16 protein-coding genes and 1 riboswitch are annotated in these 20,379 nt (G+C 38.8%); of the genes, 7 read left to right on the top strand and 9 right to left on the bottom strand.

From position 1 onward, the window contains the following. Window positions 1-24: 24 nt before the first annotated feature. On the top strand, window positions 25-2,094 hold the full coding sequence (locus CZ225_RS08275) for a M48 family metallopeptidase (RefSeq protein WP_083714611.1): 2,070 nt from the start codon (window positions 25-27) through the stop codon (window positions 2,092-2,094). Here the strand turns inward: CZ225_RS08275 and CZ225_RS08270 are convergent. From CZ225_RS08270 to CZ225_RS08255, 4 genes are all read right to left on the bottom strand, one after another. After that, on the bottom strand, window positions 2,084-2,926 hold the full coding sequence (locus tag CZ225_RS08270; protein ID WP_077153735.1) for a histidinol-phosphatase: 843 nt from the start codon (window positions 2,924-2,926) through the stop codon (window positions 2,084-2,086). The two genes, CZ225_RS08275 and CZ225_RS08270, sit on opposite strands and share 11 nt — an antisense overlap. 67 nt (window positions 2,927-2,993) lie before the next feature. Next, window positions 2,994-4,862 carry an ABC-F family ATP-binding cassette domain-containing protein gene (locus CZ225_RS08265; RefSeq protein ID WP_077153734.1) on the bottom strand — a complete coding sequence of 623 codons (1,869 nt, stop codon included), beginning with the start codon at window positions 4,860-4,862 and terminating at the stop codon, window positions 2,994-2,996. A 35-nt stretch (window positions 4,863-4,897) separates the two neighbouring features. Continuing rightward, complete coding sequence (locus CZ225_RS08260; protein WP_077153733.1) at window positions 4,898-5,698, bottom strand: DUF3805 domain-containing protein; 801 nt, start codon at window positions 5,696-5,698, stop codon at window positions 4,898-4,900. Between the two features lie 102 nt (window positions 5,699-5,800). Continuing rightward, a complete protein-coding gene (locus CZ225_RS08255) occupies window positions 5,801-6,994 on the bottom strand; it encodes a hypothetical protein (RefSeq protein WP_077153732.1) in 1,194 nt (397 codons plus the stop codon). Between the two features lie 241 nt (window positions 6,995-7,235). Between CZ225_RS08255 and CZ225_RS08250 the strand changes: the two genes are divergently transcribed. The 4 genes from CZ225_RS08250 (at window position 7,236) to CZ225_RS08235 (ending at window position 12,900) form a co-directional block, all read left to right on the top strand. After that, window positions 7,236-7,925, top strand: coding sequence for a response regulator transcription factor (locus CZ225_RS08250; RefSeq protein ID WP_077153731.1), 690 nt, complete (start codon window positions 7,236-7,238; stop codon window positions 7,923-7,925). A gap of 9 nt (window positions 7,926-7,934) precedes the next feature. Then, window positions 7,935-9,716 carry a sensor histidine kinase gene (locus CZ225_RS08245; RefSeq protein WP_077153730.1) on the top strand — a complete coding sequence of 594 codons (1,782 nt, stop codon included), beginning with the start codon at window positions 7,935-7,937 and terminating at the stop codon, window positions 9,714-9,716. Window positions 9,717-10,455: 739 nt separating this feature from the next. After that, window positions 10,456-11,397, top strand: coding sequence for a DUF5106 domain-containing protein (locus CZ225_RS08240; RefSeq protein ID WP_077153729.1), 942 nt, complete (start codon window positions 10,456-10,458; stop codon window positions 11,395-11,397). 103 nt (window positions 11,398-11,500) lie between these two features. Then, window positions 11,501-11,707, top strand: a riboswitch (cobalamin riboswitch). 341 nt (window positions 11,708-12,048) lie between these two features. Continuing rightward, entirely contained in the window at window positions 12,049-12,900 is an 852-nt protein-coding gene (locus tag CZ225_RS08235; protein ID WP_077153728.1) for a cell surface protein, read from the top strand. Window positions 12,901-13,019: 119 nt separating this feature from the next. On the opposite strand, the gene CZ225_RS08230 is transcribed toward CZ225_RS08235, so the two are convergent. From CZ225_RS08230 to mutY, 4 genes are all read right to left on the bottom strand, one after another. Next, window positions 13,020-13,652: a 4'-phosphopantetheinyl transferase family protein gene (locus CZ225_RS08230; protein WP_077153727.1), complete on the bottom strand. Its 633-nt coding sequence runs from the start codon at window positions 13,650-13,652 to the stop codon at window positions 13,020-13,022. 1 nt (window position 13,653) lies between these two features. Then, entirely contained in the window at window positions 13,654-15,000 is a 1,347-nt protein-coding gene (locus tag CZ225_RS08225) for a gliding motility-associated protein GldE (protein WP_077153726.1), read from the bottom strand. Between the two features lie 76 nt (window positions 15,001-15,076). Beyond that, entirely contained in the window at window positions 15,077-15,541 is a 465-nt protein-coding gene (locus CZ225_RS08220; protein ID WP_077153725.1) for a single-stranded DNA-binding protein, read from the bottom strand. A gap of 88 nt (window positions 15,542-15,629) precedes the next feature. Next, window positions 15,630-16,679 carry an A/G-specific adenine glycosylase gene (gene mutY / locus CZ225_RS08215; protein ID WP_077153724.1) on the bottom strand — a complete coding sequence of 350 codons (1,050 nt, stop codon included), beginning with the start codon at window positions 16,677-16,679 and terminating at the stop codon, window positions 15,630-15,632. Window positions 16,680-16,888: 209 nt separating this feature from the next. Between mutY and CZ225_RS08210 the strand changes: the two genes are divergently transcribed. Then, window positions 16,889-17,164, top strand: coding sequence for an HU family DNA-binding protein (locus CZ225_RS08210; RefSeq protein ID WP_077153723.1), 276 nt, complete (start codon window positions 16,889-16,891; stop codon window positions 17,162-17,164). A 287-nt stretch (window positions 17,165-17,451) separates the two neighbouring features. Continuing rightward, complete coding sequence (locus tag CZ225_RS08205) at window positions 17,452-19,026, top strand: Rne/Rng family ribonuclease (protein WP_077153722.1); 1,575 nt, start codon at window positions 17,452-17,454, stop codon at window positions 19,024-19,026. Window positions 19,027-19,231: 205 nt separating this feature from the next. Here the strand turns inward: CZ225_RS08205 and CZ225_RS08200 are convergent, their stop codons facing one another. Next, a complete protein-coding gene (locus tag CZ225_RS08200) occupies window positions 19,232-20,326 on the bottom strand; it encodes an OmpA family protein (protein WP_077153721.1) in 1,095 nt (364 codons plus the stop codon). Window positions 20,327-20,379 lie beyond the last annotated feature (53 nt).

The following is a 20,379-nucleotide window of genomic DNA, read 5'->3' as shown; positions in this document are numbered from 1 at the left end:
GAATAACTATATCATATAAAGGCTATGAAACACAACGACACTATCCGACAGCACTCTTCTATTGTTCTCTTCAAAATATCCCTCTTTATCCTTGTATATATAGGATTAATCGCCATAGGAGTACTGCTAATTTGGCTGGCTTATCAATTTTGTTTTTGGGGAGTTCTACATTTAACCGCTCTCCATTCGATAAGACTAATGCTTTTACTACTCGCCCTTATGGTCGGAGGAATAGGTTTCTCCCTTATGTTTGGTATCTATCTCGTGAAATTCATCTTTTCCCGTACAATAAACAACAACGAGAGCAGGAGATTAATTACAGAAACAGAATGTCCACAGTTATTTCAAGCAATCCGCGAAGTTGCTTTGGAAACGCAATGCCCTATGCCTAAAAAAGTATATTTATCACCGGATGTCAATGCCTGCGTCTTTTATAATACCAGTTTTTGGAGTATATTCTTTCCGGTAAAGAAAAATCTGGAAATAGGTTTAGGACTATTCAATGCTACCAATACGAATGAACTAAAAGGGATACTTGCACATGAATTCGGCCACTTCTCACAAAAAAGTATGAAAGTAGGCTCTACTGTTTATATAGCCAACACTGTTATCTATAACCTTGCTTTTCAAGAAGATAAATGGGATAAATGGGTAGATGAGTGGTGTGTAATTCCGATACAATCTCTTGCTTTTTTTGGTAAATTCACCCGAATATTCACTAACCTGGTCAAGAGAATATTACAATATATGTATAGAGTAGTGAATCATTCCTATTTCAAGCTATCACGCCAGATGGAATATGATGCGGACAGGATAGCATGCGATTACATCGGAAAAGATGTATTTGCTTCTGCATTATATAAAATTGAGATTTTAGCCTCCTCATTTAATGTTACTAAAGAAGCATTAGCCAATTTGGCCGAAGAAAAGAAAAAAGTGAATAACTTCTTTGAAGCATATCAAATTATAACAGATATCATCACTCAAAATAATCACTTATCAATATCCTATCAATCATTGATGGATCAGGAGATACCCACCCTATATCCCCCTTCCAGAATCGTTATTGAGAACACATGGGATACACATCCTTCTACAGAAAAAAGAGTTTCACATTTGACATCATGTGACAGCAAGAAAAAAGTAACTTCTTTCGTCTCTTCATGGACATTACTACCAGAGAACATCAAACTGAAAGTTGCCGATATTGTAGAAAAAGAGGTCCAAACATCAGCTGAAGTAGAAACTCTGGAAACAATATCTAATGAAGCGTTTAGACAATGGTATCTGGAATATTACCGCAATAATATCGTTATAGAAAAGTACAGATATTTTCTGAATCGGAATATTCTGGTATTTGACAGATCGGAAGTGGCTGCTAATAAAATAGATACACCTTTTACTGCTGCCAATTGCGATGTGATTAAAGAATACGAAGTTGCACTCAATGATTGCAATACACTATACAAAGTATATTACAAACAAATAGAAGTAGAGAGTATTCGTTATCTCAACGAGGATTGTTCAATAAAAGCACTTCCAATCAAAAGACACGAGGAGTACGTAGGAACATTATCAGCCAAAGTAAAACAAATCGATAAGGATATCTATCAATATCTGATGTATTGTTGTCAGCTGAATAATAATGCTTTAACTAACGAAATTAATTCTATTTATGATGCAATATTCTTTGCACAAACTAACATAAAAGAACATGACTCAGAGTTAGACATGAGAATCAATGCATTAGTTAATGAGCTTAACCGCCCCGTCAATCGAACTGACGAAGAAATAATAGAACTCAAAAAAATGATTAACTCCTTAACAAATGACATCAAGAAGATAGTAAGTGCCGGCAACTGGAATTTATTATCAACAGTGGGAGATACTAAAATGATAGAACTTCTACAAACCTTTGTACAAAGTCCTCTTGACGAATCCACAAATTCAGTGATTGATACAGAACAAATTAACACCATGATTCAAGTCAAGGTCATTTATTTCTATCTTCTGAAAACACTGGAACACAAGTCTAAAATCAGATTAGGAGCGAAGATTGAAGAAATTGAAAGGAACCTACCTATTATAGATTAATGGGTATTTCCTCCCATTTCCCTTTATGCCATTCTGTGACCGTCTCAAATCCCGCTTTTCTCAAGGCTAGAAGTGCTTCGTGACGGCTATTATTAATCCGTTCCGGATAATGTGCATCACTATTTACTTGTATCCGAACACCTAATTCTTTTAAGAAAGGGAAATAACGTTCATTGGGATAGAAAGTACCTAAATCACGATATGACTTAGTATTGATTTCAATCATATAACCGCGACGGGCTATCTCTGCAAAATAATCACGCACAAGAGTGTCATACCAACCCTCATCCAGCAAACCGGGACGATAACATGAAGCATTATAGTGCATTTTATCTGCATGGCCTACAATGTCAAACCCACCTAACTCCACCATCCGAAGTAAATTCTTATAATACAGACGAACTACGTGTTCTATATCACCACCAAAATGCGTGTCTATCAACCGACGATAAGTATCGGCAGAAGTATCGATATCCACCACTTTCCCCTCCGGTGAATATAACATATGTACAGAACCTATTCGATAATCGAGCGGCAATTCCTGGAAACAGGGCAAAGCCGGATGGCTATCTTCATTTAGATAATCAATCTCAAGCCCGATTGCCAATTCTATCTTATCAGCATATTTTTTCTTCAGACGGGAAAATTCGCACAGATAATCATTCATACGATCCCATTCCATAGTCCATGCAGTAGAGAATGGTAGTGGGGCATGAGAAGAAATACCATAGGAAGAGAAACCCTCACTAATGGCAAAGCGAATGAAATCTTCCATATTTGCTCGTCCGTCACAATAAAGACAGTGACTATGATAATTGGTCAGGTTCGACATGACAGAAAAGTTATAAATTATTTATTATCAATTACTTGTTTATTCGTATTTATTCAGTTTGTTAGGCTTAACCCTCTATCTCGCTTAGCTCCAACCAACGCATTGTTTTCTCATCAATCAAATCATTTACTTCGGGCAAACGTTTCGACTTTTCCGTTAGTTCATCGACAGAAAGCGTACCACTACAAAGCAACTCTTCTATCTGAGCCTTCTCTGTCTCCAAGTCTGCAATTTCCTTTTCCAGAAGTTCAAACTCACGCTTTTCTTTAAAGCTCATCTTTCGTTTTTCGTTCAGGCGGACGCGGGCAGTTTTTTCCTCCTGAGGCTTTGCTGCTTCTTTTTCTTTTTGCGCTTTCGCTTCTTTCCAATCACGATAATCACTATAATTCCCCGGAAAGTCACGAATATCCCCTTGCCCGTTGAACACCAGCAAGTGATCGACTACTTTATCCATAAAGTAACGGTCGTGGGATACAACGATCACACAACCTTTGAAACTTTGAAGATACTCTTCCAGCACATTTAAGGTGATAATATCCAAATCGTTGGTAGGTTCGTCCAACACGAGGAAGTTCGGATTACGCATCAGCACCGTACAGAGGTAAAGTCTACGGCGTTCTCCCCCACTCAACTTATAAACATAACTATGTTGAGTTTCGGGCGTAAACAGGAAATGTTGTAAGAACTGCGAAGCTGTCAGTTTCTTGCCGTTACCCAGCTCTATCACTTCAGCAATATCCTGTATCACATCAATCACCTTCATCTGTTCGTCGAACTGAAGCCCATCCTGTGAATAATAACCGAAGCGAACCGTTTCACCGATTTCCAATATTCCGCTATCCGGCTGAACCAGCCCCATCAGTATCTTGATAAAGGTGGACTTACCGGTTCCGTTGTTTCCCACGATTCCCATCTTTTCGTAACGGGAAAAGATATAAGAAAAATCATCCAGAATCTTCAAGTCGCCGAAACTCTTAGAGAGATGATCGGCTTCGAATATCTTACTTCCAATATAAGAAGCCTTCACTTCCAACTTCACATTATCATTGCGAAGACGTTGCTTGGCAACCTTCTCCAATTCGTAAAAAGCCTCTTCCCGATAGCGCGCTTTATGTCCGCGTGCCTGAGGCATACGACGCATCCAATCAAGTTCTGTACGATAAAGATTGTTGGCACGTTCTATTTCCACACTTTTGGCCTCAATCCGTTCCTCGCGCTTCTCCAAATAATAGCTGTAGTTTCCTTTATACTGATAAATTTGCCGGTTATCTATTTCTATAATCTCTGAACATACACGATCAAGAAAGTAACGGTCATGCGTCACCATCAGCAAACTCAGATTAGTACGACGAAGATATTCTTCCAGCCATTCCGTCATATCAAGATCCAAATGATTGGTAGGCTCATCGAGAATCAGTAAATCCGGCTCAGTAATCAATGCATTGGCTAATGCAACGCGCTTTAGCTGCCCACCGGAAAGTTGCTTCACCTGTTGGTCGAAATTACGGATTTTCAGTTGCGAGAGAATCTGTTTGGCTTTTTGTTCATATTCCCAGGCTTTCTCTTGGTCCATACGTACCAACAGATCTTCTAGTCCGGGGTGTCCGGCTGTTTCCATGCAACGTTCATACTCTTTAATGAGTTCGACGGTACTGTTCCCATGATGGAAACAGGCTTCGAGTACAGTCAGTTCCTCGGGATATTTAGGATCTTGCTCCAGATAATCTACCCGGAGATCGCGGCGAAATACAATGTTTCCACTATCGTATCCTTCTTTTCCGGCAATAATATTCAATAAAGTCGTTTTACCGCTTCCGTTCTTGGCGATAAGTCCGACACGCTGCCCTTCGGCAATGCCAAAAGATATATTTTCCATCAAGACCAAATCCCCGAAAGACTTGGTCAGATTGTCTACTTGTAAATAAGGTACTGCCACTTAGGTTAGTGATTAGTTTGGTTGTGATAATTAAATTAATTAAGTATAGTTTTATATTCCTCAATGACATTGCAAGGCTGACCTGCTTTTATTTTGCTCCAAGCCAATTTCATAGGATCAATCATCTGATCGTGATATTGAAGAACAGGTGTTTCACGATTTCCATCAATTAACGTTTTCCATTCTACCCCTTCCACTTCATTGGTCAGAATAGAACAAACCGTTAAACCGATTGCTAACCATTCATCTTTCTTTTTGGGACCTATCTTGCCACTATCAATCACTTGTTGAAGCTTTTCCAAGTCTTCTTCTACTCCCTGAAAGTCTTTCTTCAACTCCTGCTTCACTTTAGAAACTGCCCATTCATATCCTTCATTAATCTGGTAAATCTCCAACAGACGAACAGGAATAAGTTCCGCTGGATATTTCCGTCCTTCCTTGCGAGCTTCCAATGTAGCAATGACAGCTTCCGCCTCCTTCACATCACCCCCTTTAGGCACAGTAAACGAACATTCAAAAGCTAAATCATCTATTCCGACCATCCATAGATGAGAAGTATAATAAGTCCCTTCTTCCTGAAACATTTCTTTGCTATATGCACATTCCAACGTTCCTATTTTAACCAAAGAAGCTGCTTCGTTCTCTTTCAGTTCCTGCCGAACGGCTTCTTTGCCATAACCGGCTTTCCCTTTAAAAGCAGATATACGAAAGTTGCCCGTCCATACTTCGGGATTATAGAAAAGAAAAGAGCCTTCACCATCCTCAAACTCGTTCCAGTCTGATGGATAAATCATGGAGAACCATGCTCCGGGAGAGATAAATTTCTTGCCTTGCATTCTCTTTCATTTTAAGAATTATGAATGCAAAGATAAAAATAAAAAGTGGAAAATAATTTCAATCACTCAAAGAAAGGCTGATAAACAAGACGAAAAGCAACACTATTTCCCTATAGGCTGTATTTTTCGACGTACCTCTTTGGAGATTTCCAAAAACATATAATTCAATTTACCCGAATGAATTCCTTTCTCATTCTCCTTGTATTTCTTATTCCCGTATTCTTTGGATTTTTCAAAAGTTAGTAATGACATCTCATTCTGAGATTTACCGACCATCGTAGAGTCCAACTGTTCATCCGGGAAAAAGTCATCCAAGTCCACATCCCCAATCATGGTGGTTTCTAAGAAATTCATATCTTTATGAGAGTTATCCGTATAATAGCCAACAAACATATGTCCCGGCGTACGTACCAGAATCGGATCGATATTAATGGCACGAAGCAAGGAAGCAAAAAGTACGCTTCCATCTACACAGTTGATTTGTGAAGACTCCAATGAATCATCAAACGTACGAACACGTTGAGAAAAGACGACATTGCTTGAAAGGCTCGTATTAGATACGGAGCTATAACGGAATTTACGTTTTTGTAGAACATTCCAAAGTGCATATACCTGTTTGTCTACAGCACCTTTAGCCGAACTCTGATAACCTAGAAAACGATTTACGATACGAGTATTTAATGCCTCGCGGAGCAATTGATCAATCATCGGATTCTCCTCATTGACATAAGCAGCAAAGAAAATACCGGTATCATAAAACTTAACGCCCTTCGCCACATACCCCAACAGACATTCATTAATACTACGCACAGAGAATGTACGGACATGTTGCCCCAGATTCTCTCCATTTATCTCGACTTCCACCGCAACGCTGATGGGTTCTGCCTGCACATTATTTTTCAATGCTTCATAATTCCAGATAATATCCGGATAAATGGTATACTCCGTCCGGGGCTTATTCAATATAAATTCCGATACGGAACGGGAAAAGAAAGGAGTTTCCGCCACTTCAATCCGCACACGACTATAAGCTGTCCTTGATTTTATCCGGATGGCAATACACGATTTAGGATTTCCCAAATACAAAGAATCCGAAGGTGTGATTACTTGTGCATCCGTTGTAGCTACCGACAAGATAGCCGACGGAAATATATTCCCTCCCAAATCGTCTACAATCTCAAAATTTTTACTGAAAGAAGTATATCTAAAGATAGACATACCTCCTATTATTAGTAAAATCGCTATAATGATACCGATTATTTCGCGTCGATGCTGCTTAAAGTCAATTTTTATCATTGCCTGTTGATGTATATTATAATGTATCTATCACATTTCTCTAACAAAGATAACAAATAGCAACCATTTATTCCTCATACATTCCGCAAAAACTATTAAAATCTATACCGGATAACGTATTTTGTAGAATGTAATATGAATGTAATATTTGTTTCATCCGCCCGTAACAAAGTTTCCTCATCTTTGCGACAAAATAAAATAAAAATGTAACTTTGTCATATCACATTAATACATATAGATTATGAATGATTACCGCATTTTAGTTGTCGATGATGAAGAGGACCTCTGTGAAATCCTGAAGTTTAATCTGGAAAATGAAGGTTTTGAAGTGGATACCGCAAATTCTGCCGAAGAAGCATTGAAGATGGATATCAGCAGTTATAACCTGCTACTTCTCGATGTGATGATGGGAGAAATCTCCGGATTCAAAATGGCTAATATGCTAAAGAAGAATAAGAAAACGGATAAGGTGCCTATCATCTTTATCACAGCCAAAGATACTGAGAACGATACCGTTACAGGATTTAATCTGGGAGCGGATGATTATATTTCGAAACCATTTTCTCTGCGTGAAGTCATTGCCCGCGTAAAAGCTGTCTTAAGACGAACAACAACTGCAGAAACTGAACAAGCTCCCGAACGTCTTGTTTATCAGTCACTCGTGATCGATATTACCAAAAAGAAAGTAAGTATCGACGGCGAAGAAGTGCAACTTACCAAAAAAGAGTTTGAAATACTGCTTCTGTTAGTACAAAATAAAGGGCGTGTCTTCTCTCGCGAAGATATTCTTGCACGTATTTGGAGCGATGAAGTGTATGTACTCGATCGTACCATCGACGTAAACATTACCCGTTTACGCAAGAAAATAGGCGAATACGGCAAATGTATCGTTACCCGCCTGGGATATGGATATTGCTTTGAAGCTGAATAATAAACAATTATGAACCTACCTGTCACACATAAACATTTTCTTTCTTTCAGCCGGAAGTTGTTCCTTTCGGTTATATCTCTATTTCTTGTATTCGCCGTATGCTTTATCGCGTATCAATATCAGCGCGAAAGAGAGTACAAAATCGAATTGCTAAATACACAACTACAAGATTACAATAGCCGGCTATATGAACAATTAAATACCACATCGGCTATCGAAGAGGCAATCAATGAATATATCCGCAATCACTCTTTGAAGGACTTACGGGTAACGCTGATTGATTTACAAGGCAATGTGTTATATGACAGTTATCAAACATCCAATCTCCAGATTGAAAACCACCTGAACCGCCCGGAAATACAAAAGGCACTGAAAAACAGCAATGGATTCGACGTCCGCCGCACTTCGGAGACCACAGGAGTGCCATATTTCTATTCAGCTACTCGTTACGGAGATTATTTCATACGCTCGGCATTGCCCTACAACGTCAGCCTGATTAAAAATCTGAAAGCAGATCCACACTATTTGTGGTTCACTGTGATTGTATCTCTACTATTAATTTTCATCTTTTACAAGTTTACCAAGAAACTGGGAACTTCTATCAGTCAACTTCGCGAATTCGCCATGCGTGCCGACCGGAACGAGCCTATTGAAATAGAGATGAACACTGCATTTCCACACAATGAACTGGGAGAGATTTCACAGCATATTATCCAGATATACAAACGTCTGCACGAAACAAAAGATGCTCTTTACATTGAACGTGAAAAGTTAATCACCCACCTACAGATTTCACATGAAGGATTGGGGATATTCACTAAAAACAAGAAAGAAATTCTGGTGAATAATCTTTTTACACAATACAGCAACCTGATTTCAGACTCTAATCTGGAAACAACCGAGGAAGTGTTTGCCATTGAAGAATTGAAAGATATCACTCATTTCATCAACAAGAATCAGCAACAGCGTTCCAGCGGTAAAGATGAAAAGAGAATGTCTGTGACAATCAACAAAAACGGAAGGACATTTATCGTAGAGTGCATCATTTTCCAGGACGCAAGTTTCGAGATTTCTATTAATGACGTCACCCAAGAGGAAGAACAGGTGCGACTGAAACGTCAACTGACTCAGAATATTGCGCATGAACTAAAAACTCCTGTCAGCAGTATTCAGGGATATCTGGAGACTATTGTCAATAATGAGACAATCCCTAGAGACAAGATGAATACTTTCCTTAAACGATGTTATGCTCAAAGTAATCGATTGAGTCGCTTGCTTCGTGATATCTCCGTACTTACCCGTATGGATGAAGCTGCTAATATGATTGACATGGAACGAATAGACATTAGTCTTTTAGTAGGCAATATCATTAATGAAGTATCTCTGGAATTAGAAGAGAAGCAAATCACCGTTGTCAATTCTCTCAAAAAAAGTATTCAAATCAAAGGGAATTACTCATTGCTTTACTCTATCTTCCGTAATCTGATGGATAATGCTATAGCCTACGCCGGAACAAATATCCAAATCAATATCAATTGTTTTCGTGAAGATGAAAACTACTATTATTTTAGTGTTGCCGATACTGGTATCGGTGTATCTCCCGAGCATTTGAATCGCCTTTTCGAACGTTTCTATCGCGTAGATAAAGGACGTTCACGTAAGTTAGGCGGAACAGGGCTTGGTCTGGCAATTGTAAAGAATGCTGTAATTATCCATGGTGGAAGCATTTCCGCTAAAAATAATCAAGGAGGAGGATTGGAGTTCGTATTTACACTGGCTAAAGAAAAATAGACATTATATAAGTTTACGAGATGACCAATAGATTAGAATCGAAACAATGAATCGACTTATTCCTTTTTATTGATACTCTTAGACTTATTAATGATATAAAAATAGATCATCCTTAAAAACGGGATATTTAATCAATCTACAAATGAATAATCTAGCGGAGTTTCCGAAGTAAACTGAAAATCACTGCCATTTACCAATAGTAAATTTCATTTTTCTACACCTAAGACTTTATTCATATCAAAACGATTATATTCACTTGGCAATATATTTTTTTAGAACGACATAGACTGCATTTTACTCCATTTTATCAATTTACATCTACCTTCAATAAAAAGTAAACCAGCCTAAAAACAGATAGATTTTCTCACATTACAACTGGTTTACCAAGAAACAGAATGTTCATTACCGGCAAACAAAGTGTTCATCGGTGAGAAACAGAGTGTTCGTCGGTGAGAAACATAACTTATAGTGACACTATTAATTGCATATTCCGTGCAGTAACATACAAAAACAAACCGGTTTTCTGCATATTATTACACTCATTTATACAATTTCTTCTCTAATTCATTTACCAAACCATCAATAATTTGAAGAGATTTCTTAAAAACAGCACATTTTCAGCCTAATTCATTCTTATATCCAGAATATTCTTTTCTGAAAATTCTTTGAAGAAAGTAAAAAGGAAGCTATCTTTGTCTCAACGTATATGATGTAAAGTTCAACGTAAAAACAGTAAGTTATGAAATTGAATATAAACTTTCTTTCCATTCTTTGTTTCTTTCTTCTTTGCACTTCCTGCAAAAATGGGAACGCTTCCAGTCAAAACAAGAATGAAATACCACAAGATACCATTAAAGCCTTCACTTTACCCTCCATCCCACAAATGATGACAGATCCGGAGCAACGTGCAGACTTTCTGGTAAGACATTATTGGGATAACGTAAATTTTGCCGATACAAATTATATCCATCACCCTGACATCACGGAACAAGCATGGGCTGATTATTGCGATATCCTCAATCATGTACCTTTAACAACTGCTCATGAAGCTATCCGAAAGACCATTGAACAGACGAACGCAAATAAAAAAGTATTCTCTTATATTACAGAATTAGCCGACAAATATTTGTATGATCCTAATTCTCCGTTACGCAACGAAGAATTTTATATTCCTGTGCTTGAAGCAATGATCGCCTCACCCATACTGAATGAAACAGAAAAGATACGTCCAAAAGCACGTTTGGAACTGGCTCTCAAAAACCGTATTGGGACAAAAGCATTTGATTTTACATACACGTTGGCTTCCGGTACCCAAAGTAATCTCTATAAGCTTAATGCCGATTACATCTTATTGTTCATCAACAACCCTGGTTGCCACGCATGTTCTGAAATGATCGGGCAACTAAAGAATGCTCCTATCATCAACAAACTTCTGAAAGAAAAGAAACTGATATTACTTTCTATTTATCCAGATGAGGAACTTGATGAATGGAAAAAACATCTGAGTGAATTTCCTAAAGAATGGATCAATGCTTATGATAAAAAATTCACCATCAAAGAAGAGGAAATCTACGATTTAAAAGCAATCCCCACTCTTTACCTCATTGACAAAGAGAAAACCGTATTACTGAAAGATGCTACTGCACAAGCTATTGAAGAATATTTAACCCTCCATTCATAAAAAACAATCTGATTATCCGTTACTTATCCCAGCATTAAAAAGAACGGATAATCAGATTATTTAAATTCCCTTCTTTTCTTTCTTGCATAAGAAAAAGAAACTACCTATCTTTGTCCTACATTGGTTCGCAACTCTCATACGAGGGAAACGATTAAAAGGGAATCAGGTGTAAATCCTGGACAGTCCCGCTGCTGTAAGTTCCATATATTATGTTGTGAGCAACCGAACTCATGAGCCACTGGATAAGTTTTCCGGGAAGGCGTTCACAACAGGAATAAGTCAGAAGACCTGCCATGTAACCTATTTCACTGCTTTCGAGGAAAAAGCGTTGAATCTAATGAACCGGACCATTCGTCTATCATTTCATTCACCACTCTGATTCAGAGAAAGTATGTAGTAAAGATAAACTCTGCCAAGTTTATTATGCGTGTCCGGTCGAAGGGATTTCGCCCGGACACTTTTATGAAAAATGTATTATGGATTGTATTTACAAGCATTTTTTTTATAAATAAAATATGAACTTTAAAAAACTATTTAAATCGTTTCTATGCCTGGCTACAGTGCTTGTCATTACAGCAGGTTCCAACGATCGGAGATTTCTATCGAATGCTCCATCTTACATAATATTCAATAATTAAACAGATATAAATTATGAAAAAACAATGGTATGTTTTAGCTATCATAGCTACTATATTCTCTTCATGTGGAAACGATCATGACGAATCTCTTCCAAACAACGACGGAGAATTAAAAGTATTGGAGTATTGCCCTGCACCTGGACAGTTTATCAACGACGGATTCAATTGCCAAACTATGGAAGAAGCAAATACTTATGCAGAAGAGTGCTTCAAAAAGAAAAGATTTGTTTCTTTAGGAGCATTTGGAGGATATATAACAGTAAAAATGCCCAAAGAAATTAAGAACCGGAAAGGATATGACTTTGCAATCATTGGTAACCCATTTCCCGACAGTTCCGAACCGGGGATCGTATGGGTATCAAGAGATGATAACGGTAACGGAAAAGCAGACGACGTTTGGTATGAATTGAATGGAAGCGATGAAACGACTCGCGACTATTCAGTAACATATTACAGACCTGATGAAATAGGAGATATTCCTTGGGAAGATAATCAAGGAGAATCAGGTACGATCAAATACCTTCCTCAATTCCATAAACAAATGTGTTATCCCAATTGGATCAAAAGTAGTTCATATACATTAACCGGAAGTAAGCTTGAACCACGTACTGAAGAAGTTGAAGGAGAATGGCATAACAAAGATTTCGAAGAAGGGTATGCTGATAATTGGGGAAAAGATATTGCTAAAGACGAATATGGAAATTACCGTTACAACCAATTCGATCTAGACAATGCCGTTGATTCGAACGGTGATCCGGTGCAATTGGAAAGTATTCATTTTGTAAAAGTACAAAGTGCAATTCTAAAAAATGCAGGAGTAATTGGTGAAGTGTCTACCGAAGTAGCAGGTTTCAAAGCATTCTAGAAAAATATATAACACAAGATAAACCAGAGTTTGCCAAAAAGAGACTCTGGCTTTTTCATTTTCTCAACCGTAACTATAGCAGCATGCAGAAATCTGTATAAAAGATAGAAACGCCCCAATCAACCGGCTACCCAAGTTAATACAAAATCGGGATTAATGCGATAACCCACATCAAACAGTTGCTTCTGTCCTGTGACATATTCCCGAAGCTGAAACTGTCCTTCCTTCTGGAGGACAAAAGGAGATAAACAGAGTTTCCGTAAGTCAGCATCGGGATCTTTCATGTATTTAAAAACTGTTTCCTTCGCTGACCAATGTAATAATAATCCCCACGTAATATCCCCTTGATAAGAACCAACCTGTTCATCCGGACGTATAAAACGATCGATGACTTTGTGAATACGTTTTCCATACTGTTCAATATCAATTCCCACTGGCACTTCCGAACTCAGGATGACTGCTACATACCCTTTGGTATGAGAAATACTAATATAAAAGGAACCGTCTACCAAATAAGGTTTGCCACTGTCTTCATACCCGATTTCTTTCTTCTCTCCCAAGAGGGTAAATAACAAAACACGAACCGATAGCCATTCCTGTCTCCGATGCTCAGACGTAAACCGTTGAATCTCTTTTTCGTATTCCACTTTCAACGAAACAGGCAAAAGATTCAATAATTCCGTTATGTTTTCGTCCATCTTCCAGACCGCCCACTGACAGGAATGTTCTTTAAGTTGCAGAAATAAAGCCATCTTACTCTTTCGACTTCTTATCCTCTACCGGATTGATCGTGAATTTGACTTTCAAGATACGCCGACTATCCATTTCCAACACTTCAAACTCGTAATGATGATACGTTACTTTTTCATGCAGTGCAGGAAACTCTCCCTTAATTTCAAGTAACATACCAGCCAATGTATCCGCATCCCCTACTACCTTCTCAAATTCATCCTCGTCTACTTCTGCAATTTTATAGAAGTCTGTCAGCTGAGTCTTTGCCTCAAACACCCAAGTATGATCATTCAACTTCACATATGTACGCTCTTCGTCATCATATTCATCGTGGATCTCACCAACAATTTCCTCAATAATATCTTCCATCGTCACCAACCCGGAAGTCCCCCCAAACTCATCAACAACAATAGCAATATGAATCTTATTAGCCTGAAAATCACGCAAAAGATCATCGATCATCTTCGTTTCAGGAACAAAATAAGCCGGACGAATCAACGACTGCCAACGGAAATTATCTCCCTTATTAACATGTGGCAGAAGGTCTTTTATATAGAGTACTCCCTTGATATTATCCCTTGAACCGGAATAAACAGGAATACGCGAATAAGCATTCTCAATGATACATTGCATCACCTCCTTAAAAGGTGTACGAATATCCAAATCGACCATATCCAGACGCGATGTCATCACCTCTTTTACAGTCTCACCTCCAAAACGTATAATCCCTTCCAAAATATTGTTTTCTTCCGAAATTTCGGTCTTATCCGTAAGTTCCAGAGCATGAGAAAGTTCATCGACAGAAATATTATGATTCTTCTTAGCAAAATGTTTGTTCAGAAAAGCGGTAGAATGCACCAGGACAGAAGCGATCGGACGAAATACTTTTTCAAGGAAATAAATACCCGGTGCAGAGAAACGACAGAAAGCCAACGTTTTCTGTGCCGAATAAATCTTCGGCATAATTTCACCAAACAACAATAGCAGGAACGTAAGAACGACAGTCAATATCAGAAACTCAGCCAAAGGAGAATGGAAATAAAACACATTCATGAAAAAAAAGTTGCAGAGCATAATTATCGTTACGTTCACAAAGTTGTTCGTAATCAAAATCGTTGCTAACAAACGTTCCGAATCACTCAAAAGTGCACTGATCTTATTGTCGGAAGGATGATTGCGTTCTTCAATATCATTCAGATCTGAAGGACCAAGAGAGAAAAAAGCTATTTCGGAAGCCGAAGCAAAGCCGGAAGCAAGCAGAAGAATACCCGCCAGCACTATGGCTATAATAGCAGAAATAGAAGGAGTTTGTACGGTAATACCGTTAAAAATGTCAGCCAATTGGCTTAAATAACCATCTGAGTCCAAAGAATTTATATTTTAATTAAACAAAAAATAATGTGCCTATGGGTTTATGCAACTTATCGGCACATTATCACAGTATTTAGAACGGTAAATCGTCTGCCGAACCACCTTGTGCGGATTGTGTCTGCGAAGATTGTGCCTGTTGCACAGGATTAGATTGCACCGGAGCAGCTTGTTGTCCGGCAGAAGCTCCCAGACCCGGGTTTGCACCTTTAGGGGTCAGCATTTCCATATTATCTACATAAATCTCGGTGATATAACGCATCGCTCCTGACTGGTCACTATAAGAACGAGTTCTTATCTTCCCTTCCAGGTATAACTTATCACCTTTATGCACATATTTATCCACAATTTCAGCTAAACGGTTTGAAGCTACGATATTATGCCATTCTGTTCTTTCGGGAACCTGAGTTCCATTTGCCAACGTATAAGCACGATCTGTTGTAGCCAAAGGGAATGTAGCCACAGCCGATCCCGTATCAAAGTATTTCACTTTAGGATCTTGTCCTACATTACCTAATAATATGACTTTATTTACTGACATATATGTTTCGGGTTTTATGATTCAAAAAATTAAATCTGCTGCCAAAATTAAACAGAATAACAATAGAATGCAAGAATTGTTGTTACTTTTATTTCAAACCGATATACTTCTCAATAAAAGCATGTACTAGCTTAGAAACTGCATACCGCCCCAGTTCGTCCGTTTTTATTTTCTGATAATTAGTGAAAGAAGCCGAATCTTCAGGCAACGTTACCTCATAGAAATTAGCATAAATTACCCGATGAGACAAGACATGCTTCACATCCCTGCAAACAGAACGCACCACTGTCTTCTCTCCCTTGGCGATTAATGACTGAAACTCCGGCAAAGACAGAAATTCTTCTTCAGTCACAGAAACAGGAGTTTCAATCAAAGGAAATTCAAACAGATTCTTCCAGATATCATCCGCCGTACGTTTATTTATATATGTATGCGCGCCCGCACGTACATAAATATAATTAAAATAGCGATTGACCGTTTTCGTTTTATGCTGCTTGACCGGAAGTAATGCCACACGTCCCGTAGCCAAAGCCGAACAACTTTCCGCCAACGGACAACACAAACAGTTGGGCGACTGCGGAGTACACTGTATCGCACCGAAATCCATAATTCCCTGATTATATAATGCCGGATGTTTCTTATCCAGCATCTCATTCGCCAAAGCAGCAAAAAGCTTTTTCCCTTCCGTCGAATCAATTGGCGTATCTATCCCAAAGTAACGCGAAAGAACCCGGTATACATTACCATCTACCACTGCATAAGGCATTCCATAAGCGAAAGAACAAATAGCCGCAGCTGTATACTCCCCCACTCCTTTCAATGATAACACCTCCTGATACGTTGCCGGAAAAACACCCTTCATACTCTTGGCGGCAGCATGGAGATTACGGGCACGAGAGTAATATCCCAGCCCCTGCCAATACTTCATCACTTCATCTTCGTCAGCGTCTGCCAACGTCTGCACATTGGGAAAACGTCCGATAAAACGGAGGTAGTAATCATATCCCTGCGCCACACGTGTCTGCTGAAGAATAATCTCGGAAATCCATATCAAATAAGGGTCCGATGATTCTCTCCAAGGCAAATCTCGTTTATACTCATTATACCATTCTATGATCGTTCTTGTAAATTCATTCATTTCACACAAAAGGATTCGTCTAACAATTATCTTGTATATGCTATTCAAAAAAAGACACACAAAAGTAACTCTTTTGACTCTAAGAAAACTTAATGCCTTCACTTTTTTAGAAAAATGTGCAGAATATATTTTTTTAGGAGACTAAAAAGCTATATATTTGCAGTCCAAAAAATTAGCAATAACAGAGTAATAATATTTTTTTTAAAAAAATGACTAAAGCAGATATTGTAAACGAGATTACAAAGAAAACCGGAATTGACAAGGTTACAGTCCTGGCAACAGTGGAAGCATTCATGGATGCTGTGAAAGATTCTTTGTCAAAAGATGAAAATGTATATCTTCGCGGATTTGGCAGCTTCGTAGTGAAGAAAAGAGCACAAAAGACAGCTCGCAATATTTCAAAAAACACTACTATCATCATTCCGGAACACAACATTCCGGCGTTCAAACCAGCTAAGACATTTACAATCTCAGTGAAGAAATAATAAACAAGAGTATTAACCAATAAAATTGTGAAGCTATGCCTAGCGGAAAAAAGAAAAAAAGACATAAAATGTCTACGCACAAGCGTAAAAAAAGACTAAGAAAGAACAGACATAAAAGCAAAAAATAATTTTTAAGTCTGAGTCAGAACAGAATAAAGAACAAACTTGCGAAGCTTATATCTTTCAAGTTTGTTCTTTGTTTAAGTAGCTGACCTTAATGAACAAAATGTAAAAAATGTTGTTCATTGTATTGAGATTCAACTAATATAACTTAAGGAAAGGAAACTGTGACAAGTGAACTAGTAGTAGACGTACAACCCAAAGAGGTCTCCATCGCCCTTCTCGAAGATAAGAGTCTGGTGGAGCTTCAAAGTGAAGGAACCAACATTTCTTTCTCTGTGGGTAATATGTATTTGGGACGTATCAAGAAATTGATGCCCGGACTGAATGCATGCTTTGTGGACGTCGGTTACGAGAAAGACGCTTTCCTTCATTATTTAGACTTAGGACCTCAATTTAACTCACTCGAAAAGTTTGTAAAGCAAACTCTAAGCGACAGAAAGAAGCTGAACTCCATCAGCAAAGCAACCATGCTTCCTGACCTTGACAAGGATGGCACTGTAGCCAATACATTAAAGGTCGGACAAGAAGTAGTGGTGCAAATCGTTAAAGAGCCTATTTCGACCAAGGGTCCCCGATTAACGTCCGAAATTTCTTTTGCCGGACGCTATTTGGTACTGATTCCCTTCAACGATAAGGTATCTGTTTCCCAAAAAATTAAATCGAGCGAAGAACGCGCCCGCCTGAAACAACTGTTGATGAGCATCAAACCGAAAAACTTCGGTGTCATTGTGCGAACGGTAGCCGAGGGCAAACGTGTAGCCGAACTCGACGGAGAGCTTAGAGTCTTAGTCAAACATTGGGAAGATGCAATGACCAAAGTGCAGAAAGCCACCAAGTATCCGACGTTGATTTATGAAGAGACAAGCCGCGCTGTAGGTTTGCTACGCGACCTCTTCAATCCTTCTTTTGAGAATATATACGTCAATGACGAGGCTGTGTACAATGAAATCAAAGACTACGTTACGTTGATCGCACCAGATCGTGCCAACATCGTGAAACTGTACAAAGGACAACTTCCCATTTACGACAATTTCGGTATCACCAAACAAATTAAATCGTCGTTTGGTAAAACAATCTCTTACAAGAGTGGTGCCTACCTGATTATTGAGCACACTGAGGCGCTTCACGTAGTAGACGTGAACAGCGGTAACCGCACCAAGAATGCCAACGGGCAGGAAGGTAACGCACTCGAAGTAAACTTGGGAGCCGCTGACGAACTGGCTCGCCAACTGCGATTGAGAGATATGGGTGGTATCATTGTCGTAGACTTCATCGACATGAATGAAGCCGAAAACCGTCAGAAGCTTTACGAACGTATGTGTGCCAACATGCAAAAAGACAGGGCACGCCATAACATTCTGCCTCTCAGCAAATTCGGACTGATGCAGATTACGCGCCAACGTGTGCGTCCAGCCATGGACGTAAACACGTCCGAAACTTGTCCTACTTGCTTTGGAAAAGGTACCATCAAGTCGTCCATCCTCTTTACGGACACTCTCGAGAGTAAAATTGATTATCTGGTCAATAAACTGAAGGTGAAGAAATTCTCGCTACACGTCCATCCGTATGTGGCCGCTTACATCAATCAGGGACTTGTGTCTCTGAAACGTAAATGGCAAATGAAGTACGGATTCGGTATCAAGATCATTCCTAATCAAAAACTTGCTTTTCTTCAATATGTGTTCTATGATACACATAGGGAGGAAATCGATATGAAGGAAGAAATCGAAATCAAATAACAGAAAAGGCGGCTCGAACAGATCGAGCCGCCTTTTGTTATAAAAAAAGAGGATGCCAATGGGGAACATATTGGGGAATATATTGAAAGGCATCCTCCATAGGAATAGAGTTTATTAAAAGCCACACTTTCCCAAGCATAGTACATTTTTCTCTATACCTTGTTTTTTCTTCACATATATAGGATATAATAAAGTGGGGTAAATATTATTTTGCAACACAAATACTAACACGATTTTCTTCCGGTGTACTATAAGGTTGTACTGTATCACCTTTAAAATCAACAGTAATTCTATCCGCAGCAATTCCTTTAGCTCTCAATGCTTCCGCCACATTTTTAGCGCGAGCTTCAGAAAGTCTGGAATTAATTTTAGCATTCCCTGTATTTACATCAGCGTAGCCTGTAACCGTCACTTTTGCGGTAGGATATTTTTTCAGATATTCAACCAAAGAAGCAATTTTTGCTTGCTGGTCATTTTGGATACGCGTAGAATTTAGGGCAAAGAAGATATTTTGTTTCATCGGCTCAATCACTGCTTTCTGTTGTTGTGGTTCTTGCTTCACTACAGGAGCTGGCTTCGGTTGTACTTCTACTACAGGATCTGGTTCATAATATACCGGAGCTGTCTTTGTATAACTTTTACCAAGCTTAATGCTCAAACCAACTAAAGCATTGATTTGCCAATCACAGTTTCCTGCTTTCTTCGAGTTGAATTTATCTGATAACAGATTTGCATTTGCCTCTATACTAATAGCCAAACGATCATTTAGGCGAAGGTCACAACCTAGTCCAAAACGACCGGTCGCAAGGAACTTTCCTTCTTGCCAAAGATATTCCAGTTTATACGTTCTTGTATCCAACGCATTCGCTTCGTCGTTGTTAAAGCCACGATTAAGTCCTGCTCCGGCAAAGATATAACCATTAAACACTCGTTTCGGATTGAAGCCACAAAACAAAGTACTGAGATCAGCCATGATATCAACATTTCCTTGCAGATATTTATATTGATAGCTTTGTTCCGGATTCACCCAACCACCTTTAGCTTGCCATCCACTCACACCGACACGTGCACCGAATGCAGGAGCAAACTTATAGCCTACATTGAATGCAGCTGCAGGAGAAATAAGATCAGTAAATTTTGCTTCGCCTACAGTATGAGCAGCTCCAACTTGTGCTTGTATAAACCAGTGAGGATGAAAAATCACTTTTCCAGGCTCTTTAATACGTTGTTCCGGATTCTGAGCAGTCACAATCGTACTGCAACACAAAACAACTAAAAAAGCTAATAAAATCTTTTTCATATCACAATCATTAGAAATGAATAAGAAGAGAGCGCGTTTGAGACGCGCTCTCT

This window comes from Bacteroides bouchesdurhonensis (assembly GCF_900155865.1).
GTDB classification, from domain to species: domain Bacteria; phylum Bacteroidota; class Bacteroidia; order Bacteroidales; family Bacteroidaceae; genus Bacteroides; species Bacteroides bouchesdurhonensis.
The sequence above is the reverse complement of the archived record's forward strand: the minus strand, read 5'-3'. Positions and strand labels throughout refer to the sequence as shown.